The sequence below is a fragment of the Enterococcus sp. DIV0236 genome, from assembly GCF_050558525.1.
GTDB lineage: Bacteria > Bacillota > Bacilli > Lactobacillales > Enterococcaceae > Enterococcus > Enterococcus faecalis.
On record NZ_CP187891.1, the window covers coordinates 994,513 to 1,016,171 of the forward strand.

The 21,659-nt window shown below is 36.2% G+C and carries 22 protein-coding genes; 16 read left to right on the forward strand and 6 right to left on the reverse strand.

Annotated elements, in window-relative coordinates; genetic code table 11:
• Positions 1–23 precede the first annotated feature (23 nt).
• From IGK27_RS04955 to IGK27_RS04965, 3 genes are all read left to right on the forward strand, one after another.
• The gene (locus IGK27_RS04955; protein ID WP_033626340.1) at positions 24–830 is read left to right on the forward strand and encodes an MBL fold metallo-hydrolase; all 807 of its coding nucleotides are present in this window, start codon (positions 24–26) and stop codon (positions 828–830) included.
• Positions 831–1,040: 210 nt separating this feature from the next.
• Entirely contained in the window at positions 1,041–1,955 is a 915-nt protein-coding gene (locus IGK27_RS04960) for a permease (protein ID WP_002357942.1), read from the forward strand.
• Positions 1,956–1,973: 18 nt separating this feature from the next.
• Positions 1,974–2,840 carry a TIGR03943 family putative permease subunit gene (locus IGK27_RS04965; RefSeq protein ID WP_033626341.1) on the forward strand — a complete coding sequence of 289 codons (867 nt, stop codon included), beginning with the start codon at positions 1,974–1,976 and terminating at the stop codon, positions 2,838–2,840.
• Positions 2,841–2,892: 52 nt separating this feature from the next.
• Here the strand turns inward: IGK27_RS04965 and IGK27_RS04970 are convergent, their stop codons facing one another.
• Both IGK27_RS04970 and IGK27_RS04975 read right to left on the reverse strand, forming a co-directional pair.
• Entirely contained in the window at positions 2,893–3,393 is a 501-nt protein-coding gene (locus IGK27_RS04970) for a threonine/serine exporter family protein (protein WP_002382172.1), read from the reverse strand.
• Between the two features lie 5 nt (positions 3,394–3,398).
• Positions 3,399–4,151: a threonine/serine exporter family protein gene (locus tag IGK27_RS04975; protein WP_002357938.1), complete on the reverse strand. Its 753-nt coding sequence runs from the start codon at positions 4,149–4,151 to the stop codon at positions 3,399–3,401.
• A 435-nt stretch (positions 4,152–4,586) separates the two neighbouring features.
• Here IGK27_RS04975 and ireB point away from each other — a divergent pair, with 435 nt between their 5' ends.
• The 4 genes from ireB to IGK27_RS04995 all read left to right on the forward strand — a co-directional run bounded on the left by ireB (position 4,587) and on the right by IGK27_RS04995 (position 6,967).
• Complete coding sequence (ireB, locus tag IGK27_RS04980; RefSeq protein ID WP_002357937.1) at positions 4,587–4,856, forward strand: regulatory phosphoprotein IreB; 270 nt, start codon at positions 4,587–4,589, stop codon at positions 4,854–4,856.
• Positions 4,853–5,275 carry a Holliday junction resolvase RuvX gene (ruvX, locus tag IGK27_RS04985; RefSeq protein ID WP_002357936.1) on the forward strand — a complete coding sequence of 141 codons (423 nt, stop codon included), beginning with the start codon at positions 4,853–4,855 and terminating at the stop codon, positions 5,273–5,275. Before ireB ends, ruvX begins: the two co-directional genes overlap by 4 nt.
• A gap of 37 nt (positions 5,276–5,312) precedes the next feature.
• Positions 5,313–5,618, forward strand: a complete 306-nt coding sequence (locus IGK27_RS04990; protein ID WP_002357933.1) for a DUF1292 domain-containing protein — start codon at positions 5,313–5,315, stop codon at positions 5,616–5,618.
• A gap of 500 nt (positions 5,619–6,118) precedes the next feature.
• Entirely contained in the window at positions 6,119–6,967 is an 849-nt protein-coding gene (locus IGK27_RS04995) for a helix-turn-helix domain-containing protein (RefSeq protein ID WP_002385984.1), read from the forward strand.
• Between the two features lie 71 nt (positions 6,968–7,038).
• Here IGK27_RS04995 and IGK27_RS05000 read toward each other — a convergent pair whose 3' ends face one another.
• Together IGK27_RS05000 and IGK27_RS05005 are read right to left on the reverse strand one after the other, a co-directional pair.
• The gene (locus IGK27_RS05000) at positions 7,039–8,208 is read right to left on the reverse strand and encodes an NAD(P)-dependent malic enzyme (protein ID WP_002361648.1); all 1,170 of its coding nucleotides are present in this window, start codon (positions 8,206–8,208) and stop codon (positions 7,039–7,041) included.
• Positions 8,209–8,239: 31 nt separating this feature from the next.
• Positions 8,240–9,565 (reverse strand): 2-hydroxycarboxylate transporter family protein, encoded by a 1,326-nt coding sequence (locus tag IGK27_RS05005; protein WP_002357930.1) that lies wholly within the window; start codon positions 9,563–9,565, stop codon positions 8,240–8,242.
• Positions 9,566–9,712: 147 nt separating this feature from the next.
• Here IGK27_RS05005 and IGK27_RS05010 point away from each other — a divergent pair, with 147 nt between their 5' ends.
• From IGK27_RS05010 to IGK27_RS05020, 3 genes are all read left to right on the forward strand, one after another.
• On the forward strand, positions 9,713–11,263 hold the full coding sequence (locus IGK27_RS05010; RefSeq protein WP_033626343.1) for a Spo0B domain-containing protein: 1,551 nt from the start codon (positions 9,713–9,715) through the stop codon (positions 11,261–11,263).
• Positions 11,244–11,936, forward strand: a complete 693-nt coding sequence (locus IGK27_RS05015) for a response regulator (protein ID WP_010818343.1) — start codon at positions 11,244–11,246, stop codon at positions 11,934–11,936. The genes IGK27_RS05010 and IGK27_RS05015 overlap by 20 nt, the downstream gene beginning before the upstream one ends.
• 186 nt (positions 11,937–12,122) lie before the next feature.
• Entirely contained in the window at positions 12,123–13,466 is a 1,344-nt protein-coding gene (locus IGK27_RS05020; RefSeq protein ID WP_010818344.1) for an NADH peroxidase, read from the forward strand.
• A gap of 52 nt (positions 13,467–13,518) precedes the next feature.
• On the opposite strand, the gene IGK27_RS05025 is transcribed toward IGK27_RS05020, so the two are convergent.
• Positions 13,519–14,430 (reverse strand): LCP family protein, encoded by a 912-nt coding sequence (locus tag IGK27_RS05025; RefSeq protein WP_002397190.1) that lies wholly within the window; start codon positions 14,428–14,430, stop codon positions 13,519–13,521.
• Between the two features lie 277 nt (positions 14,431–14,707).
• Between IGK27_RS05025 and alsS the strand changes: the two genes are divergently transcribed.
• The 3 genes from alsS to IGK27_RS05040 all read left to right on the forward strand — a co-directional run bounded on the left by alsS (position 14,708) and on the right by IGK27_RS05040 (position 18,316).
• Positions 14,708–16,360 carry an acetolactate synthase AlsS gene (gene alsS / locus IGK27_RS05030; protein ID WP_002357923.1) on the forward strand — a complete coding sequence of 551 codons (1,653 nt, stop codon included), beginning with the start codon at positions 14,708–14,710 and terminating at the stop codon, positions 16,358–16,360.
• Between the two features lie 11 nt (positions 16,361–16,371).
• Entirely contained in the window at positions 16,372–17,076 is a 705-nt protein-coding gene (gene budA, locus IGK27_RS05035; RefSeq protein ID WP_002357922.1) for an acetolactate decarboxylase, read from the forward strand.
• Positions 17,077–17,233: 157 nt separating this feature from the next.
• Entirely contained in the window at positions 17,234–18,316 is a 1,083-nt protein-coding gene (locus tag IGK27_RS05040) for a PA2928 family protein (RefSeq protein WP_002357921.1), read from the forward strand.
• 113 nt (positions 18,317–18,429) lie between these two features.
• Here IGK27_RS05040 and IGK27_RS05045 read toward each other — a convergent pair whose 3' ends face one another.
• Positions 18,430–19,194, reverse strand: coding sequence for a WxL domain-containing protein (locus IGK27_RS05045; RefSeq protein WP_025189709.1), 765 nt, complete (start codon positions 19,192–19,194; stop codon positions 18,430–18,432).
• A gap of 230 nt (positions 19,195–19,424) precedes the next feature.
• On the opposite strand from IGK27_RS05045, the gene IGK27_RS05050 reads away from it, so the two are divergent.
• The 3 genes from IGK27_RS05050 to IGK27_RS05060 all read left to right on the forward strand — a co-directional run bounded on the left by IGK27_RS05050 (position 19,425) and on the right by IGK27_RS05060 (position 21,622).
• Positions 19,425–19,805, forward strand: a complete 381-nt coding sequence (locus IGK27_RS05050) for a hypothetical protein (protein WP_002392180.1) — start codon at positions 19,425–19,427, stop codon at positions 19,803–19,805.
• Between the two features lie 208 nt (positions 19,806–20,013).
• Entirely contained in the window at positions 20,014–20,850 is an 837-nt protein-coding gene (locus IGK27_RS05055; protein ID WP_002382189.1) for an ABC transporter permease, read from the forward strand.
• Positions 20,843–21,622, forward strand: a complete 780-nt coding sequence (locus IGK27_RS05060; protein WP_002357916.1) for an ABC transporter permease — start codon at positions 20,843–20,845, stop codon at positions 21,620–21,622. Before IGK27_RS05055 ends, IGK27_RS05060 begins: the two co-directional genes overlap by 8 nt.
• The last annotated feature ends 37 nt before the right edge of the window (positions 21,623–21,659 follow it).

Sequence of the window (21,659 nt, forward strand, 5' to 3'; positions counted from 1 at the left end):
AATGTAGAAGGGAAGAGTTTTAAATGGATTCAGAGTTTGCTTTTAATATCAGTGTTCTTGCCAGTGGCAGTACAGGCAATTCCCTTTTTATTGAAACCAACCAAAAGAAAGTATTAGTAGATGCGGGTTTAAGTGGCAAAAAAATCACTTCACTGTTAGCAGAAGTCAATCGTAAACCAGAAGATTTAGATGCGATTTTAGTTACACATGAACATCGGGATCACATTCATGGCGTTGGCGTGTTAGCGCGAAAATATAAGTTAGATGTCTATGCTAATGAAAAAACGTGGCAAGCGATGGATCCCATGATTGGCAAAGTCGATATCGCTCAAAAACATATTTTTGAAATGGGCAAAGTTTTGACCTTGGGAGATATGGACATTGAAAGTTTTGGTGTCTCACATGATGCGATTGCGCCTCAATTTTATCGTTTTCATCGCAATAATCGTTCCTTTGTTGTTCTAACGGATACAGGTTATTGTAGCGATCATATTCGTGGTACGATTGAAAATGCAGATGCTTATTTAGTCGAAAGCAATCATGAAATTGAAATTTTGCGAGCAGGACCTTATCCATGGAGTCTTAAACAACGGATTTTAGGAGATAAAGGCCATCTATCCAATGACGATGGTGCTCTTGTGATGGCGGATGTGTTAGGTGATAAAACAAAACGCATTTATTTAGGCCATCTTAGCAAAGAAAATAATACGAAATTTCATGCGCGAATGGCAATGGAGTCTACTTTGAAGCAAAAGGATTTAGGCGTCGGTGAAGCATTTAAGGTATATGATACAGACCCCGATTCAGCCTCAGAGTTATTTCAAATTTAGAATAATGGTGGTTTATCAGTTTTTGAGCGTGGGGCAAAAATCCAAAGTGATTTTTGTCCCATGCTCATTTTTTGTTCTTTTATCCAGCTGGTTTGACAGAGACATCGGTGATAATACTTTTAAACTCTTAGTTAATTTTTTGACAAATACTTGTGTTTGTCTGGTGTTAGGAGTATAGTTAACTAGATTTTTACTAGTGGGAGGTCTATAATGTTTCAATTTTTACCAAACTCTGTTTTACAGATGAGCACTATTTTTCTTTCGATTATTATCGAAGCATTGCCTTTTGTCATGTTAGGTTGCTTGATTTCAGGCGCTTTACATGTTTTTTTAACACCAGAACGAGTAAAAAAAGTGTTACCTAAAAATAAATTTTTATCAATTTGTGTAGGTAGTTTCCTAGGGTTTTTCTTCCCTTCTTGTGAATGCGGGATTGTACCAATTGTGCATCAATTTGTTAAAAAAGATGTACCAACACATACCGCTTTTGCTTTTATGTTAACGGCACCAATCATTAATCCAATTGTGCTATTCTCAACATACGTAGCCTTTAGTGGCGCAACAAAATTTGTGATTTGGCGAGTTTTAGGCAGTATGATTGTTGCGTGGGTTATCGGCATTTGGTTAGCTTATTTTCGAAAAGAATCAATTTTAACAGAAAAAGAGTTGGCGCAGATTAAAGAAGAGCAGGTTGCTCATACGCATGAACACGTTGATGAAGCTCGTTCATTTTGGAAAAACGGCTGGTCAGCGTTAACCCATAGTATTGATGAATTTTTTGATACGGGTCGTTATTTAATTTTTGGTTCTTTGTTAGCAGCAATCATGCAAACCTATATCCCAACTGGTGCGCTTATGCAATTGGGCCATTCAAAGATTTTAGCGATTCTAGTCATGCTAGTCATCGCTGCCACTCTATCACTTTGTTCAGAAGCAGATGCATTTATTGGTTCTTCTCTTTTGAGTTTATTTGGCACAGGACCAATTGTCGCCTTCTTAGTTTTTGGTCCAATGGTAGATATTAAAAATTTATTGATGATGAAACGTTATTTTAAGATGTCATTCATTGTACAATTTGTTTTGATAGTGGCGCTTGTCGTAACTATTTATGCGGCAGTAGTTTAGAAAGGAGGCCTACAATCGATGATACGATTTATTATTTTAATTGGATATATGGGGTTGATGATGTATCTTCAAATTTCAGGTGAACTGAACCAATATATCAATATTCATTATAATTACTTAGCTGTTTTATCAATGGTTTTAGCTTTTATTATGGCGATTGTCCAATTGATTTTGTGGAACCAAGCAGATCCATCAATGCAAAAAAAACATGAAGACATGCACCAACATGGGGGACATGAACATCATGGCCATCAGCATAATTTGGAAAAACCCAGCCAAAGAGGGCTTGCCTATTTACTACTTTCTTTACCGTTGATTGTTGGCTTATTATTTCCGACAGTTAGTTTAGACACAACAATTGTTGAAGCAAAAGGATTTAACTTTCCAGTAAGTAAAGAATCAGTAGGGGATCCTGATATGCAAACGCAATATTTGAAACCTGATACAAGTATGTATTTCAATAAGACGGATTATGACAAGCAGATGGCAAAAGCCATGAAACAATATGATGGCCAATCTGTGATTTCAATTACGGATGAAAACTATTTGGAAATTATGGAACTAATCTATAATTATCCAAATCAATTTGCAGGGAAAAGGATTTCTTATAAAGGCTTTGTCTATAATTCAAAACGAGAAGAAAGTGTTGACCAGTTTGTCTTCCGTTTTGGGATTATTCATTGTGTCGCTGATTCTGGTGTTTTTGGCTTGTTGGTTCATTTTCCTGAACATACGCAATTTCAAAACAATGATTGGGTAACGATTACCGGAACGGTTGAGTTATCCTATTATCCACCGTTTAAACGGCAAATACCAACTGTTCAAGTGGAGAAAGTCAAAGCAGATCAAGCACCAAAAAATCAATATGTCTATCGTTCCTTTTAAAAAAAAGTTGGTTGCTTCCTTATCAAATGGAAGCAACCAACTTTTTTGCTGTCTATTTTTTAATTTTGTTGCGCTTACGACGAATAAAACCCAAAGATTCTCTTTTTTCCCGAAAGCTGCGGATATTCTGATTGAAAACCTCAGAAGCGACTAAGCCTAACGCAATTGCCCCAGCAATCATTACAGCTTGCACGGTAAAATAGGCGCCTTTTTCATAATTGCCAATTACGATATTCCGAACAGCTTGATAAGCTAAGCCACCAGGTACCAATGGAACAATACCAGGAATATTAAAAATCGTGACAGGCATTTTCAATATTTTTGAGAATAGGTAGCTTACTGCCGCAACACCGACAGCACCGATGAGGGAACCTAATGCTGCATTTCCACTAAAAACTTCAACGATTACCCAATAAAGCATCCAGCTCACACTACCAGTTAGACCACAAGCCACCAGTGATCGTCGAGGAACATTAATAATAATCGCAAACGCCGCAGAAGCTAAAAAACTAAAGATAAATTGTACCAAAACGATTCCTAGCAAGTAAGTCACTCCTTTTAATAGAAAAGTTGAAAGACAAAAGCAATGCCAAAACCAATCATTCCTGAAGTCATTAATGCTTCAGTCCCACGAGAAACACCCGATAAGTAGTGTCCAGCTAGCAAATCGCGAAGAGCATTGGTAATTTGCACACCAGGCACTAAAGGCATGACACAACCAATGATGATTAAATCTTGTGATTGTCCGAGTCCCAATTTGACTGAAAGAATAGCGGCTGCACCAATGAACAGCGAAGCTAAAAATTCAGATAAAAATTTAATCTTGAGAAACTTTAAACTAAAATAATAAAGACTATAGCCGCAACCACCAATCAGAAAAGTCAAGAATAAATCGGACCAGACACCACCAAAAAGAATCATAATTGTAGCGCTGACAACGGCCGCACTAACAATGCGTGCGCTAATTGGAAAATGTCGGTGTTCACTATCAATCACTTTTAGTTTATTCAGTAATTCCTCTAAAGAAAAATCACCAGCCACATAAGCACGAGACAGCTGATTCACACGAGAGATTTTTTCTAAATCAATGCCACGTTTCATTACTTGAACCATACGAATCGTGGAGGTTCCATCTATGCCAACAAATAACCCGGTTTGTGTCACATAGCTAACCATTCGATAGTTGCCAGAAGCAAGCGCAATTCGGCTCATTGTATCTTCAACACGGTACATTTCTGCATCGCTTTCTATCATAATTTTACCAGCTAACAAACAGGTTTCTAAAAGTAAATCCAAATGAGCAGGAGTCATTGAGCAAGCCTCACTTTATGTATTTTCTTCTAGTGTACTACAAACGAACCAAAAAGAGGAAATAAATAACAGCTGCAATCGAAAATTTACATCGTAAACAGATTGTTAGCGAATTGTAACATTAAAAGGCTGATATTATTTAATCATAGATATTTAAAAGTTTTTAAAAGAAAAACGTCGATTTTTTCGCAAAATGAATTGGAGGGAAAGGTGATATTCTGGCGATTTAGCAGAGTTTTATTCTTGTTTTATAAAGTTGTGTATTTGTTTTTATAATTTTAAAATTATCGATGGCTGTCATTTTTTTACGAAGCCTTTATTAATAAAAGACTAAGAAATAACAAAAAAGAGAGAAGGAGAAGAAATTTTGTTTGTAGTTTCGGTTCTTTTCTAGTAAAATGAAATTGTATAAAAGTAGAAGTGAGGTGTAGTAAAATGGGTTTTACAGACGAAACAGTACGCTTTGATTTTGATGATAATCGAAAAAAAGCAATCAGTGAAACGTTAGAAACCGTATATCGGGCATTAGAAGAAAAGGGATACAATCCTATTAACCAAATAGTAGGGTATTTACTTTCTGGGGACCCGGCTTACATTCCTCGTTATCAAGATGCTCGAAACTTAATTCGTCGTCATGAACGTGATGAAATCATGGAAGAATTAACCAAATATTACTTAGCGAACCACGGAATCGATATCAAATGAGGATCATGGGGCTAGATGTAGGTTCACGGACAGTCGGTGTGGCTGTTAGTGATTTATTAGGTTGGACAGCACAAGGCATCGAAATTATTCGCATCAATGAAGAGGAAGAGAACTTCGGCTTTGAGCGATTAGGTGAATTGGTGAAAGAATACGAAGTCACGAAATTTGTCGTAGGTTTACCGAAAAACATGAATAATTCCATCGGTCCTAGAGCTGAAGCATCCATGGCATATGGTGATAAGATTCAAGAATTATTTCAATTACCTGTTGACTATCAAGATGAACGATTAACAACTGTCCAAGCAGAGCGTTTCTTGGTGGAGCAAGCAGATGCTTCAAGAGCCAAAAGAAAAAAAGTCATTGATAAACTAGCGGCAGTAATGATTCTACAAAATTATTTAGATGCACATAGCCGATAATTATCGAGCTTTGAATACATCAAGGGAGAGAAGAAGAATGACAGAACATAACCACGATCATGATCACGAAGGACATGAACACATTACTTTAGTAGACGAACAAGGAAATGAAACATTATACGAGATCTTACTAACTGTTGACGGTCAAGAAGAATTCGGTAAAAATTATGTTTTATTATATCCAGCAGGAATTCCTGAGGATGAAGATGTTGAATTGCAAGCTTACTCATATGTGGAAAACGCAGAAGGTACAGAAGGCGATTTACAGCAAATCGAAACAGACGCTGAATGGGATATGATTGAAGAAGTTTTCAATACATTCATGGCTGAAGAAGAAGAGTAAAACTGTAACGAGAGAAGCGCTACTTCTCCTATTGAGAAGTAGCTTTCTTAATAATAATTGTTATAATGTGCATGTTGTTTCTATCATAAGATACTATCGCTATCATTGAGTGTGGTGAATAAAGAAGAACAGTAATGTCTAGTTTTACAAGATGTTGTAAAAACGTAACATCCTTGTAATGACGTTAATTTGGTAACTATCTAGCATAATTTATAATTTGTGTTATACTAAGTATGAGGTTTTGGAAATACTGTTAATTTTATAATATTAAATAAAAAAATGGCTCCACCTACTGGCATAGGTAGAGCCGTCAGAAATTCAGTTAAACAAACACGTAATTATTGGTGTGGTGCATTGCCACGAACTGAAATTCCAGTTAATAAAGCAAGTAAATCAAACATATATTTCACCTCCTTTATTATGATAGCTTCATTATAACATTATCTGTAAAATGATGGTATGTTTAATACAAAAAAAATAGAAAGATTGGAGTTTTGACTGTGAGAGTAGCGGGAGAAAAAATCAAAACAGCGCGTAAAAAGAAAAAATTATCGCAAGCTGAATTGGCAAAAGGAATTTGTACACAAGCAACAATTAGTAACATTGAAAACAAAAATGTGTGTGACAGTTTAGACATTTTCTCATCTGTATGTCTACGTTTAGACTTACAAGTAGAAGAATGTATCGAAGGTTCTAGTGAGAAAAAACTCGAAAGCTTATTAAATAAAGTAGAAGAATTATGCTTTTACTTTAAGCACGATGAAGCCTATGATTTGTTGAAAGACTATCCAGATGATATCGAAAGTTCAAACAGAATTTTAGAAACAAAATTTTTCTATTATAAAGGAATTACGAGTTTATTAGGTAAGAAAAATAATAGCGAAGCATTGTTCTATTTACATCGTGGTTCTGAAATTAGTCGTGATATTAATATTTATAATATTTTGAGTATGAATGCGATCGGTATTTTATATGAATTAGAAGATGATATTGAAAAAGCAAAAGTTTATTACGATAAATCTTTACAATTGCTAAGCGAATTCAAATTAGATTATCCATTAGAGCAATGCCGTATTTATTATAATACCGCAAAATTCTATTCATTAATTAAAGACTATGCAAAGAGTATTGAATTAAGTGATAAAGGAATCGAAATTAATCGGACGCACAGTTCTATTTACTCTTTAGATTGCTTATTATACGAAAAAGCGTTTAATAAACAAATGCTAGGACTAGATGCTGTTGAAGATTATCGTATTGCGTACTACTTTACACGTTTCTTTGAAAATAAAAAATTACTTACTTATATTGAAAAAGATATGCAAGAGTTTAATATCAGTTTTAAATAATAAATTATTGTTTCAGATTTTAAAAAGAACAACCTAACTCAAGAGGAGTTAGGTTGTTCTTTTTTCTCTTTTTAATTTGTTTCTTTGACAGCGTTACGGACGCTTTCGGCGACGACTTTTGCGACTCCTTCTTGGAATGGATCGGGAATAATATTGGTCGGCGTGAGTTCATTATCGGGAATCAATTTTGCAATACCTTTGGCAGCGGCAATTTGCATTTCAATCGTAATCTTTTTCGCCCGAGCATCTAAGGCACCGCGGAAGATACCAGGGAAGGCCAACACATTATTAATTTGATTCGGAAAGTCACTACGACCAGTTCCGACAATATAAGCGCCTGCCGCTAAAGCTTCATCAGGAAAAATTTCAGGAACTGGGTTAGCCATTGCAAAAATAACTGGCTGCTCATTCATCTGTTGAATCCACTCAGGTTTTAAAACACCTGGTGCCGAAACACCAACAAAGACATCAGCGCCTTCAAGAGCAGTAGCTAAATCACCGGTACGGTGTTCCCGATTGGTTAGCTTCGCAATTTCTGCGTGGTGTGGTGGCAGAGCTGTATCTGTTTCGCTCAGAATCCCTGTACGGTCAACAATGATAATATGTTTTACGCCAGCAGCTAAAAATTTTCTTGTGATCGAAAGACCAGCGGAGCCACCACCGTTGATTACCACATGAATGTCCTCTATTTTCTTGTTGATTAATTTTAAGCTGTTGTACAAAGCCGCTAGAACAACAATCGCTGTCCCGTGTTGATCATCATGGAAAACGGGAATATCTAGTTCATCGATTAAACGCTGTTCAATTTCAAAACAACGAGGAGCGCTGATATCTTCCAAGTTAATTCCCCCAAAGGTTGGAGCCAAAAATTTCACCGTTTGAATAATTTCTTCGGTATCTTGTGTATCTAAAACAAGGGGAATCGAATCCACACCAGCAAAGCGTTTAAACAATGCAGCTTTTCCTTCCATGACAGGCATCGCTGCTTCAGGACCAATGTTACCTAAACCTAAAACTGCTGAACCATCACTGATAACGGCGACGGTGTTTTTCTTTGTTGTTAATTCGTAAGCGCGTTCTTTTTTTTCATGTATGGCAGAAGAAACAGCCGCAACACCTGGTGTGTAGGCAATTCCTAAATCTGCTTTTGTTTCAATCGGAACTTTAGGGCAGACTTCTAATTTTCCCCCAAATTTTTTTGCTTGCTCAATCGCTAATTCTTTTACATCTTTTGTTGACATATCATTTTCCTCCTAAATAATTCACTTATAGTTAAAAAAGCATTCTAAAAATAGCAGTCATTGTTATTACTGTAATGGCACCGCCTAAACGTGTCGCAACTTGTGCAAACGGCATTAAGTTCATTCGATTGGCTGTACTTAAAATAGCCACATCGCCAGTCCCACCCATACCACTCTGACAAGCGGAGACAATGGCAGCCTCAACGGGATTCATATTCATGAAGCGTGAAACGAAAAATCCTGTAGCAATAACAGTGAAAACGACACTAATTACCACAACAAAATATTGCCAGCTAAGCATTCCTACGACATCTTTTAAAGGAATATATAACATACCTAAGCCGACCATTAACGGGAACGTAAAATTGCCAGAGATAAATTTATAAAGCTGTTTTGATCCGCGTTGGGTTTCTTTCGGTACTACGTTTAAGTATTTTAAAAAGGCTGCGACAACAATCATCAAAACAGGACCAGGAAAGCCTGTTAAGTGTTGTAATAAACCGCCTGTAATAAATAAGGTACACGCAATTAAAACACCAGCACCCATTAATTTTACATCAATTGGTGCTTTGTCTTCTTCTAAAGCATCACTTAAATCATCTGAATTGGTAATTTTAATCAACTGACCTTGTCCAGAAAGTTCAGGGCGTTTTTCTCCTAAACGACTAAGTAAACCTGAACACATGATAGCAAAAAAATTACCAATAATGGTTGCGGGAATTAATTGCCCCACTAATTGTTCACTTGGCAACCCAGTAATGGCACTATAACCAAGGGATAAAGGAAGAATACCTTCACCGATTCCACCAGCTAAAACAGGAGTGACGATATAGAAAAGGCTATGTTTCCAACCGAGACCTAACAGTGTTCCAACAAGGGTCCCAACGCCCATTGCTAAAATCATTCCTAATGCCATCGGGACAATCATGCGCATTAAACCTTGGACTAAAATTTTGCGGTTCATTCCAAGGATACTTCCACAAACTAAACAAGCAATATAGAAATAGAGAAAGTTTGCTTGTTTCATTAAAATATCTGTTGAGTCTAAGACATTTTGGTTGAGTAAATTGAAAAAGACCATAATTGATGGTACTAATAAAGATAAAATTGCGGGACCGCCAAAATGTTTCAAAATAGGAATATTTCCACCAATTGTTCCAAGTAACCAACCCATTGTTAAAATTACGGCAAAACCACCTAACATATTGACTGGTAGTTGTTCTAATAGAGCCGTAACAAGAATAATGCTAGCTGTTACAAGATAAACAGGTAACGTAACCGAACCAATCCTCGTTTTGGTTAATTTGTTGCGCCAATCTGTTTCGTTAGCAGCTGTTGCGTGCAATTTCTTTTCCATGCTATTTCCTCCTATAACTTTAATCTATATTCATCATAATGTAAACGTTTTCTATAGAGTAGATTATTTAATTAATTTAACTAAAGAAAAGTTTTTTAACCAAATCTTCCTATGCTATACTTTATTTGAAGAGAAAAGAGGGATGGAATGAAGCGTGGCGGGAAATTATGGTGCTTCTTATCAGTGATTTTTATTGCAACATTAATTATTATGATTACTTTCTTTTACGGAGTAACGACGGTCCAAACAATTAAAGAAGTTCGTAAAAACCAAGAGCAAGCACTTTTAGCCGTCGGGGAACAGTTGGCTATTGAACCGAATGTTATTGAAGCCTTAAAGAATGATCACTATTCAGATAAATTGGAAGCGTATACGGTTCGTTTAGGTGAAATCCATCAGTTGGATTTTATCGTGATTATGAATATGCAGGGGATTCGTTTAACACATCCTGATCGCCAAAAAATAGGTAAGCATTTTGAAGGTGGCGATGAAGTGCGAGCATTAAAAGGGGAGGAACAATTGTCTGTTAGTCAAGGGAGTTTAGGAGAATCATTACGAGGTTTTGTCCCAGTCTATGATCAAGGAAAACAAATTGGGGTTGTGGCAATGGGCATTAAAATGACCTCGCTTTCACAATTGATTGAACGAACAAAAAATGATTACACAGTGAGTGTCCTTTTAAGTGTTGGTTTTGGCTTTATATTAGCCATCGTGGTTTCTTATTATTTGAAAAAACAACTTCACGATTTAGAGCCAAGAGAAATTGCTCGTTTATTAGAAGAGCGAAACGCCATGCTTGAGGAAACGAAAGACGCAATCCTTGTGATTGATACCGATCAAAATATTTTATTAGCAAATATTGAAGCAACTAAAATGTATCATAATATAACAAATAGTGAAGAAAATTTACTAGGAAAGAAACTTTCAGCATTGGTTTTATCTCCTGAAAAATTAATCGTACATTCAAAAACAGAGCAATTCTATCGTCAAAATGGCCAGGATTATTTCGTCTCAATCGCCCCGATTAATGTCCGTAAAAAAACAATTGGGCATGTTATCTTTCTGAAAAATGCGACGGAAACGTTTATTGTCGCAGAGCAGCTTGTCAGCACAACAACATATGCTTCGGCATTACAAAGTCAATCACACGAATTTATGAATAAGATGCATGTCATTTATGGCTTAGTCGATTTAGAAGATTATGAGGCGCTAAAACATTATCTAGCCGATTTATTGAAACCAGAAAAGGAATTTGCACAGCGCTTAGCTATTTTGGTTAGGAATCCTATTCTAGCAGGTTTTTTAAGTGGGGAAAGAATCAAGTTTGCAGAAATTAAAACACAATTAGCTATTGAAATTTATCCAGAAATTCCACCAAATAAACGAGATGAAGATACGCAAAATTTGATTGCTATCTACCGTTATATTCATCGTTTCCTGATGGAGCAAACGTTGCCAGAAGAGATCATTGAAACCATTGATTATCAGCCAGGAAGTTTGACGACGACTTATTCGTTTGCTTATCCAAAAGAACAACTGGAACGCTTTGAACAAGAGTTTTTCACTTCTTATTTGGCAAGATTATTAGAGAATGCGGAAGCGACATTGGCTTGGGAAAACCAACAAAACAATTGGCTTGTCATTCGCATAAATGTTCATTACGAAGGAGCAGAGGAAAATGAACCTATTGATTATTGAAGACGATCCTATGGTTGCATATATACATCAAAAATATCTTGAAAAATTAATTCACCAACCGACTATTTTTACGGCGGCAACAATTGCTGAAGGTCTACAATTAACGAAAGAAAAACAACCAGTACTTGTTTTATTAGACGTTCATTTAAAAGATGGCAATGGCTTGACCTATCTGGCAACAATTAGAGATGAAAAAATTGATACAGAAGTTATCCTGATTACGGCTGCCAACGAGTTGGAAAATGTTAAACGAAGCTTACATTTAGGCGTTTTAGACTATTTAGTTAAACCCTTTTCTTTTGAGCGATTTCAACAAAGTATCGAAAACTATCAGAAAAAAGCTGCTCAATTCACGCTGGAAACGAAGGAGCTTTCGCAAACAAAAGTGGACCAATTGTTTCATTCTTCACAGACAAACGCACGTAAAAATGAACAAGCTCTTCAAAACATGTCCTTAGAAAAAGGACTAACACAAGCAACATTACAATTATTGTTAAAAAAAATAGACGAATTTACCGACTATTTTACGATTCAAGAATTATCAGAAGCGAGTCAGCTTTCACATGTTTCTGTTCGCAAATATGTGTTGTTTCTAGAAAAAAATAACCTTTTAGAAAGTAAAAATAGCTATTTAAAAGTGGGGCGTCCCTATCAATCGTATCGGAGAATTTAGTATTTTTTATTTTTTAGTAAATAAAAAAAGTAATTGAAAAGTGGCGAAATACAGAGGATACTCCTTTTTTATTCTCATTTAAAGCACTTAATTGAGAATGGAAAAGAGGATATTATTTGTTATTTTTTGAGAATATATGATATTCTTTATTATGTAAGAAATAATATTATATGGGAGGAACGAGCGATGAAAGTTATTGTTTTAGGATCATCACATGGAGGTTATGAAGCGGTAGAGGAATTACTAAATCTTCATCCTGATGCAGAAATTCAATGGTATGAGAAAGGTGATTTTATCTCATTCTTGTCTTGTGGCATGCAGTTGTACCTAGAAGGAAAAGTGAAAGATGTTAATTCTGTTCGCTATATGACTGGCGAAAAAATGGAGAGCCGTGGTGTAAATGTCTTTTCTAATACTGAAATTACAGCGATTCAACCAAAAGAACATCAAGTGACAGTGAAAGATTTAGTGTCAGGTGAAGAACGTGTTGAAAATTATGATAAATTAATCATCAGTCCCGGAGCTGTCCCATTTGAATTAGATATTCCAGGTAAAGATTTGGATAATATTTACTTGATGCGTGGTCGTCAATGGGCCATTAAATTAAAACAAAAAACAGTAGATCCAGAAGTCAATAATGTGGTTGTGATTGGTAGTGGTTATATTGGGATTGAAGCTGCCGAAGCATTTGCAAAAGCCGGCAAAAAGGTTACTGTTATTGATATTTTAGATCGTCCATTAGGGGTATATCTAGATAAAGAATTTACAGATGTTTTAACAGAAGAGATGGAAGCTAATAATATTGCCATTGCAACTGGTGAAACAGTTGAACGTTACGAAGGCGACGGTCGTGTGCAAAAAGTCGTTACAGATAAAAATGCGTACGATGCTGATTTGGTCGTTGTAGCGGTTGGTGTCCGTCCAAACACTGCTTGGTTAAAAGGTACCTTGGAATTACATCCGAATGGCCTAATCAAGACGGATGAATACATGCGGACAAGTGAGCCGGATGTATTTGCAGTAGGGGATGCTACGTTAATTAAATACAATCCTGCAGACACAGAAGTAAATATTGCCTTAGCAACGAATGCTCGTAAACAAGGTCGCTTTGCTGTGAAAAACCTAGAGGAACCAGTTAAACCTTTCCCTGGTGTTCAAGGATCTTCTGGCTTGGCCGTCTTTGATTATAAATTTGCTTCAACAGGGATTAACGAAGTCATGGCTCAAAAATTAGGAAAAGAAACAAAAGCGGTGACAGTAGTAGAAGACTACTTGATGGACTTCAATCCAGACAAACAAAAAGCTTGGTTTAAATTAGTGTATGATCCTGAAACAACACAAATTTTAGGCGCTCAATTAATGTCGAAAGCAGATTTAACTGCAAACATTAATGCTATTTCATTAGCGATTCAAGCCAAAATGACGATTGAAGACTTAGCCTATGCGGACTTCTTCTTCCAACCAGCGTTTGACAAACCTTGGAATATTATTAATACAGCGGCTTTAGAAGCGGTGAAACAAGAACGTTAATAGAAGAGAAAATAAAACCCATGAGTATTTATAGTACTCGTGGGTTTTATTTTTATTTTGTATTCAATTGATTTTTCAACTCTTGTTGGACACGAGTTAATTCTTGTTCATCCACACGTTGATAGGAAACACCATCTTGCATAAAACCAGTACCTTGAAGTTGGTCTTGTTTCACTTTACCAAAGGCACTGCGATAATCTAAGGCAATTTTTTTCATGTCATCAAAACTTAAATCTGTCTTCATATTATCAGAAACAGCTGTTAAAATTTGTTGATAGTTGCTCACGCTATTAAGACTTAAGACTTTTTGGACGATGCCTTCAATCACTTTTCTTTGACGTTCTTGGCGGCCGTAGTCACCATTAGGATCTTCGTAACGCATTCTTGAATAGGAGAGTGCTTGTTCACCATCCAATGAAATTTTACCAATCGTAAAATCATATCCGTCTTGAGAAAAAGTCAGATTATTGTTCACTTCGATTCCGCCAACCGCGTTGACTAATTCTTTTAAACCAGCCATATTAATTGAAACATAATGATTAATAGGTATGTTTAAATAGTTTTCAACTGTGTCCATTGCTAAAGATGCCCCGCCAAAAGCATAGGCGTGATTCAATTTATCTTGTTTTCCTTGACCTGGAATATCTACATAGGTATCGCGAGCAAGACTGACTAAGGTTGTTTGCTTGTCACGAGGATTAACTGTTGCAACAATTGTTGTATCCGAACGACCTTGCTCGACACGCCCATCATCGCCTGTATCGATCCCTAATAATAAAACAGAAAAAGGCTCCTTATTGTTTAAATTGACCTGACTTTTTTTAGATCGTTCTACTGTTTCATAGGTTTTATCCATTGATTTAGAAACATCCCAATAAAGTTTTGCTCCCATTCCAACAACTGCAAGAAATAGAACCAAGATAATTCCAAAGATAATGGCAAAAATTTTCTTCCCTTTTGACATATTTTTCCTCCAATAATTTATCACAGGTTGTGATTTTTTTCTTATAGGTTAATCTTACTAATTTTTAGTGAAGAAGTATATAATAATTGTTGAAAGACTATAAAACTTTAAGGTATTTTGCATTATTTTTGCTTAATCTTTTGAAATATCTCAATTCTATTAAAATATGCGAATTAGTATATTACACGTTTTCAAGGTGTTTCATTGTTGATTAATTAGAATTTTAGTGGTATTTTTGTATTTGTAATTAGTACAGATTTTAATCGGAGGTATAACAGTGAGTAAAAAAGGATCAGATATCATAGTAGAAAGTTTAATCAATCACGAAGTGCCCTATATTTTTGGGATTCCCGGTGCAAAAATTGATGGAGTTTTTGATGCATTAGTTGACAAAGGTCCAGAATTAATTTTAGCTCGACATGAACAAAATGCAGCCTTTATGGCACAAGGGATTGGTCGTTTGACGGGAGAGCCTGGCTTAGTTATTGCAACTAGTGGACCTGGTGCCAGCAATTTAGCAACTGGGTTAGTAACTGCGACTGCAGAAGGGGACCCTGTTTTAGCATTGGCTGGACAGGTGAAACGGTCCGATTTGTCAAAATTAACTCACCAAAGCATGAATAATGCTGCATTATTTAGTCCAATAACAAAATTCAGTACAGAAATTCAAGATCCAGAAACATTATCTGAAAATATTGCCAATGCTTACCGTATCGCCAAAACAGCGAAAAAAGGCGCAACATTCTTATCGATCCCACAAGATGTCACAGATAGTCCGGTGACAGGCGAAGCGATTAAGCCTTTGTCGGCTCCGAAACTGGGCCATGCATCAGCAGAAACAATCGCAGCTTTAGCTGAACGAATCAAGCAAGCGAAATTACCTGTTTTACTTTTAGGAATGCGGGCCTCTGCACGAAAAGTTACCGCAGCCATTCGTGAATTGGTTGCTATAACTGGTTTGCCAGTCGTGGAAACGTTCCAAGGAGCAGGCATTATTTCAAAAGAATTAGAAGAACATTTCTTTGGGCGTGTTGGTTTATTTCGAAACCAACCTGGGGACCGTTTGTTAAAAAGAAGTGATTTAGTGATTGCGATTGGTTATGACCCAATTGAATATGAGGCACGTAATTGGAACGCAGAAAAAGATGCGCGCGTTATTGTTATTGATGAAGTTCAAATGGAAATTGATCAATATATGCAACCGGAAGAAGAGCTAATTGGTGATATGTCTAAAAATATTTTGAAATTATCAGAAGCATTTAGTGAACCAATATTAACAGAAGATGCGCAAGATTATTTAGAAACGCTTCAAGAAAAATTAACGATTAAAGAAGTAAAAACAAGTACAATTGAAAATCGATTACATCCATTAGAAATTGTTCAAACGCTTCAAGAAAAAACCACGAATGAAATGACAGTTACTGTTGATGTAGGGAGCCACTACATTTGGATGGCTCGCCACTTTAGAAGTTATGAACCGCGTCATTTATTATTTAGTAACGGTATGCAAACATTAGGTGTCGCTTTGCCTTGGGCAATCTCAGCTGCACTAGTTCGTCCAAATACACAAATTATCTCTGTTTCTGGGGACGGCGGTTTCCTATTTTCAGCGCAAGAATTAGAAACAGCGGTTCGGTTAAAGCAAAATATCGTGCATATTATTTGGAATGATGGTAGTTATGATATGGTTAAATTCCAAGAAGAAATGAAATATAATCGATCCTCTGGCGTAGATTTTGGTCCAGTTGATTTTGTGAAATATGCTGAAGCTTTTGGAGCCAAAGGGGTTCGAGTACATTCACAAGCAGAATTTGCCGCAGCTTTAGAAGAAGGAATGCAAACAGAAGGCCCAGTGATTATTGATGTTCCTGTGGATTATTCAGATAATCAAGAATTAGGTAAAACATTGTTACCAGATCAACTTTATTAGGAGATGGAAAAATGAGCGAACAATATGTTTATCAACATGGTACGCTAGGCGGTTTAATGGAAAGTTTGATGGCAGGAACGGCAGAAATTGGTACGTTACTCACGCAAGGTGATTTTGGAATTGGGACATTAGAAGGCTCAAATGGCGAAATTATTTTATTGGACGGTACATTGTATCATGCAAATCAAACTGGCGAAATTACTATTCTAGAAGGCGAAGAATTAACGCCATATGCCGCAGTTACTCGTTTTCAAGAAGATGGCGCATTCCCTGTATCAACGGAAACCGATGAAAATATTAAAGCACAAATTTTAGAAAAAATTAGTCCTAATTTTTTTGCGGCAATTAAAATTAGCGGTCTTTTTGCGAAGATGCATGTCCGTGTGGCACCTAAACAAGAAAAACCATATCCACCATTTGTAGAAGCAGCACGCAATCAACCTGAATTTACAGCGGAGAATATTCAGGGAACAGTTGTAGGGTTCTTTACACCTAAATTATTTCATGGTGCCTCTGCCGCAGGGTTTCATTTGCACTTTATCAGTGAGGATCACCAATTTGGTGGGCACATTCTTGATTTTGGCATTAAACAAGGGACTGTTTCGTGGATGGAAACAGCAGAATTGCGACAGCATTTTCCAGTTCATGATGCTGATTATCGGAATAAAGAAATTGATATTGCAAAAGCTTTGTCCGCAATTGAAGAAGCGGAATAACTGAATAACAAGGTACATTTCTCTACGCCCATTCAAGTTGACCTAGTTAGTCAACTTGAATGGGCTTATTGCTGTTCGTCGCTTTTTGTTGTTATTTTTCAAAAAAAAATAGTATCCTTTTTATAATAAGCAAATAACAATTGGAAAGGATGGCGTAATGGACACACTTTATAGAAGTTGGCAATTATCTGGTTGGCTCTATCATGATATTTTTGTTATCATTGTAGCAATTATTTTTATAGTAATTAGTGGTATTTTGGTTATTTCCTTAATAAGAAGGCGGAGTACAAGGAGACTGGTTCCCTATGCGTTAATTTTATTGGTTTATCTTGCAGTGGTACATTTTGCTGGTTTAATCTTTTTCGGAATGTTTCGTTCAGTAACGATTGAAGAGAAAAGTGCGACGTTTTATTCTGAAAAAACGAAAGGCTTAACTTCTATAGAGCGAATGATTATTCCAAATGGACGAACGAATGGCATTAGCACCAGTAACTCATTGTTCCAAGTGATTTCTGTTAATAGTCAGACGGGCGAACGAATGTGGAGTAAACGTTTGGGTTGGCGTGATTATTTAATTGGTCAAACAGATCAATATGTGGTTTTGAATAATGCTGATAACGAGGCCATTTACTTACTCGATACAAAAACAGGGAAAAAACAGTTTTCTGAAGCAGATTTAGTGAAGAAATTCCCTGAATTAAAAGACTATTTAAGCTCTGATTTCGTTGATTATCGTTTTATGGATAATCGCTATCTCTATATTTATGGATTAAACAATCGATATTATCAATTAGATTTGAAAAATTGGCAGTTAAAACAAGACCCAACTTTCAAAGAAGTCTTTCAAACACAAGAAGCGCCTAAATGGACGGTAGATTCAAATGAGAGTCAAATTGGTCAAGAGCTGTCATCGGAAGAGCGTACAACAGTGCAAGGAAAACTAGAAGAGCAACTAATAGCACCAGTTTTATTAGGCAAGAAAGATGAAGCAAATTATTATGTTCTGTCATACAAGAAAAGACAAAGTAATCAAGCGATAGTTGGCTTATACAATTGGCAGAAAAAAACATACGAGTGGCAAACACCGTTGCTTTTAACTAAAGAAAATGTACCTATTGAAGCTTTTCAAGTAGAGGATGCGTTATTCATTAAAGTCCCGCGTTATTTATACAAAATTAACCTGAATAATGGTAATCAAGAGTATCAGTTTGATTACCGTTGGGGCCAAGTGATTCGTTAAACGAAAAGTGGTAAAGCATGCTTAGACAAATAGAAGGAGCAAATAGTCCTTATGATATAAAAAAACGCTTAGAAGAGTAGTGATTCCGCTAGTTTTCTAAGCGCTTTTTTATTTTATGCAGGTCCAGAGATTAAATTCCAGATAATCGAACCTGTATATGCGCCAGGAAATAATTGTGAAACAGGGGTTTGGATTGCAAGAGAAATATCGGTCATGCGGCCGCTCCACATTCCTTGTCCTTTTCTATCACCAGCGTTACTCATTAAAGTCGCACCGTTACCGATAATAATTGGGTTGGTCGGGAAGTCGGGTGCAGCAGGATCTTCTGAAAAATCCAGTCCATACATTGTATTTGTCATAAAGAAACGCCTTAACGTTTTGTCATAGCGAGCATAGCCGCCTGTTAATTGAAACGTAATGATGCCTAGTAAAGAATGAGCTTCGTTTCGCATGTGTGGGATTTCAGCAGTGACATGCCAACCACCAGTTAAGGCTCCGCGAACATCCCCCATCCCGAAGTGTCTCATTGTATGAGTATTGCCTTCAGAAGGTCGTATAGGAACTGCCGTTAAATCACCAGAAATCGCTTGGGTTTCAAAAGTAAATTCTTTCGGAATAAAGAGCAAGTCAAAACTAGTGTTAGGATTTTCTAAATCAGGATCAATGGCATCGTCAACCGATTCATCACCAGGCAGCCCTCCAAGTTCTAGTTCAACTGAAACAGGCGTTTTTCCAGAACGGGTGGCAAAAGAAACCGATGGGTCAAAACTAAAGAGACTGAATACTAGCAACAAGGCTGCAAGTGATTGATAAGTGAGTAGATTTTTTTGCTTCAAGAAAGTTCCTCCTTTAGGTGCTGATAATATAAGTATACGCAAAAGGAGCTATTTTTATTTATCAGTAATTTACAGGGAATTCGAAAATATTGAGACAAATAGTTTTTAATATTAGTTGAGAAAGGTGAGTCGACAATTTTTACTTGTTGATTCTGTCTTTTTTGAGCACAATTCGTTATATCAAGCATGCTAAAATATAAAAGAAATCATCAAGTATTACTAATCAAAATGGAGAGGAGGAGAAAACTTTGAGTAAGTGTTTGGGGTTGTTGATGATTTTATTTGTATTATCTGGCTGTTCAGGAAGTAGGAATTCGCAACAGGAAGTCGTTATAGAAAAGTCTGCTAATAATGACAAAGCAAGACAATTTGTTGATCAAAAAAATCCGCATTTAGGAACGCAATTAGAAGCAGAATCTTATACTAAACAGGAAGCGATTGAATTTTTACAAAATGGTTTAGGGATACCAACGAATGACTCGGCGTTTCATTATACGTTTAAGCAGTCAAATAAAGGAAGTTATGTTGTTCAAATTATATCTGAAAAGAATAGTGTCTCAAAAGAGAATGAATTGTTCGGATATTATCAGGTGTATCAAGATGGTATTATAGTGAAAATGATGGAAAAGGATCAAACGTTCCAAGAAAATTAAGTGATAAATAAAAAAGTTGACAAAAAACACAAACAGTCTTGTTTGTGTTTTTTTTGTTTAATGTTCGTGTTTTATTTTTTAATAACCTTTTTCGAAAAAATATACGAACGTTCGGGTTTAAAAACGAACAAAAAGATGAAAATGTGTTGAAATATACGTTTTCCTTGCGTATACTGATGAAGTGAAAAAACGAACGAGGAGTGTACGAATGAACAAGAAAGTTCCTTATTTAATTGTGGCACCGGGGCTAGTACTATTATTATTTTTCTTAATGATTCCATTAATTACTAGCATTTTGCCAACCATTTTTACTGATCATGGCTTGACACTAAATCAGTATGTTACTTTTTTTAAAGATGACTATAATGTTTCAATTTTCTGGCGAACGATAAGAGTTTCGTTAATTGTGACGGGTATTTCAATCGTGTTGGGCATTCCAACGGCATACTTTATTGCTGGAGTTTCCAAAAAATGGCGTGGCTTTTTAATGGCTATGACCTTGTTTCCACTATTAACCAATTCAGTTATTCGAAGTTTTGCTTGGATTAACATTTTAGGAAAAAACGGTGTAGTGAATACGTTGTTATTAAAAACAGGCTTAATTGAGCAACCGCTGAATTTATTGTATACAGAATTTGCAATTATTATCGGTTCAGTGTATTTATTTTTACCGACAATGATTATGACCTTAGTTGGGGTTATGGAAAACATTGAAGGAGAAATGCTAGAAGCGGCTGAGACGCTAGGCGCCAATCCAATGACGGCTTTTCGGAAAATTGTTTTACCTTTATCAATTCCAGGCACCATCGTAGGAAGTATATTAGTGTTTACAGGAACTTTAACGGCTTATACGACGCCACAGCTGTTAGGTGGTAACCAAAAAATGATGATGTCGACCTTCTTATATCAAAAGGCTAATACTTTAGGTGATTGGCAATCGGCGAGTGTTCTTGCATTTATTATGATTTTAACAACATTAATTGTGATGAAAGGCCTAGACATGGTCGCTAAGAAAGTAGATCGGAGAGAAGCAAATCATGCGTAAGCAAAAAGGACTATCTGTTATTGCAATTCTAGTTTTTCTGTTTTTATTTTTACCATTATGTTTGATTGTGGTGACTTCTTTTGGAACAGCCGCAGCGATTCAATTTCCGATTAAAGGATTTACTTTAGATTGGTACGCCAAAGCCTTACAATCGGAAACGTTTATGGACAGTTTTAAGTTAAGCTTGTTGATTGGGGTATTAGCAACTGTTTTAGCATTAATAGTAGGGATTCCGGCTTCCTATGCGCTGGCACGTTATTCCGTTCGCGGGCGCAACTTTATTAAAAGCTTTTTCTTATCCCCAACTGTGATTCCAGGAATTGTGGTCGGGTATACGTTATTTCAATATATTGTTATTAAATTAGGTTTGCCTGTCTTTCAAGGATTATTAATGGGGCATTTTTTAATTAGTTTGCCTTATATTATTCGAGTGGTTGGGTCAAGTATGGAACAACTAGATTATTCAATGGAAGAAGTAGCTTGGACATTAGGTTGTACAAGATTGCGAGCTTTTATTCAAATTGTTTTACCCAATGTGTCTTCAGGAATTTTTGCAGCCTTTATGTTAGCATTTGTCAATTCGTTTAACAATGTTCCTGTATCGATGTTTTTATCAGGTCCCGGTGTGACGATGCTGCCTACTTCTTTATTAAGTTATATGGAATACAATTATGATCCAACTGTTTCAGCAATTTCTGTATTGTTGATGCTACTAACAATGGGCTTAATGTTTTTAATTGAAAAAACGTTGGGACTAGCTTCCATTGCCTAAAACATGGAAGAAGCACGAGATAGAAAGAGGAGAAAAT

Bases quoted from the DNA above. Each gene is read 5' to 3' on its own strand.
- IGK27_RS04955 (WP_033626340.1), top strand. From the start codon at position 24: ATGGATTCAGAGTTTGCTTTTAATATCAGTGTTCTTGCCAGTGGCAGT.
- IGK27_RS04960 (WP_002357942.1), top strand. From the start codon at position 1,041: ATGTTTCAATTTTTACCAAACTCTGTTTTACAGATGAGCACTATTTTT.
- IGK27_RS04965 (WP_033626341.1), top strand. From the start codon at position 1,974: ATGATACGATTTATTATTTTAATTGGATATATGGGGTTGATGATGTAT.
- IGK27_RS04975 (WP_002357938.1), bottom strand. From the start codon at position 4,151: ATGACTCCTGCTCATTTGGATTTACTTTTAGAAACCTGTTTGTTAGCT.
- ireB (WP_002357937.1), top strand. From the start codon at position 4,587: ATGGGTTTTACAGACGAAACAGTACGCTTTGATTTTGATGATAATCGA.
- ruvX (WP_002357936.1), top strand. From the start codon at position 4,853: ATGAGGATCATGGGGCTAGATGTAGGTTCACGGACAGTCGGTGTGGCT.
- IGK27_RS04990 (WP_002357933.1), top strand. From the start codon at position 5,313: ATGACAGAACATAACCACGATCATGATCACGAAGGACATGAACACATT.
- IGK27_RS05000 (WP_002361648.1), bottom strand. From the start codon at position 8,208: ATGTCAACAAAAGATGTAAAAGAATTAGCGATTGAGCAAGCAAAAAAA.
- IGK27_RS05005 (WP_002357930.1), bottom strand. From the start codon at position 9,565: ATGGAAAAGAAATTGCACGCAACAGCTGCTAACGAAACAGATTGGCGC.
- IGK27_RS05010 (WP_033626343.1), top strand. From the start codon at position 9,713: ATGAAGCGTGGCGGGAAATTATGGTGCTTCTTATCAGTGATTTTTATT.
- IGK27_RS05015 (WP_010818343.1), top strand. From the start codon at position 11,244: ATGAACCTATTGATTATTGAAGACGATCCTATGGTTGCATATATACAT.
- IGK27_RS05020 (WP_010818344.1), top strand. From the start codon at position 12,123: ATGAAAGTTATTGTTTTAGGATCATCACATGGAGGTTATGAAGCGGTA.
- IGK27_RS05025 (WP_002397190.1), bottom strand. From the start codon at position 14,430: ATGTCAAAAGGGAAGAAAATTTTTGCCATTATCTTTGGAATTATCTTG.
- budA (WP_002357922.1), top strand. From the start codon at position 16,372: ATGAGCGAACAATATGTTTATCAACATGGTACGCTAGGCGGTTTAATG.
- IGK27_RS05040 (WP_002357921.1), top strand. From the start codon at position 17,234: ATGGACACACTTTATAGAAGTTGGCAATTATCTGGTTGGCTCTATCAT.
- IGK27_RS05050 (WP_002392180.1), top strand. From the start codon at position 19,425: ATGATTTTATTTGTATTATCTGGCTGTTCAGGAAGTAGGAATTCGCAA.
- IGK27_RS05055 (WP_002382189.1), top strand. From the start codon at position 20,014: ATGAACAAGAAAGTTCCTTATTTAATTGTGGCACCGGGGCTAGTACTA.
- IGK27_RS05060 (WP_002357916.1), top strand. From the start codon at position 20,843: ATGCGTAAGCAAAAAGGACTATCTGTTATTGCAATTCTAGTTTTTCTG.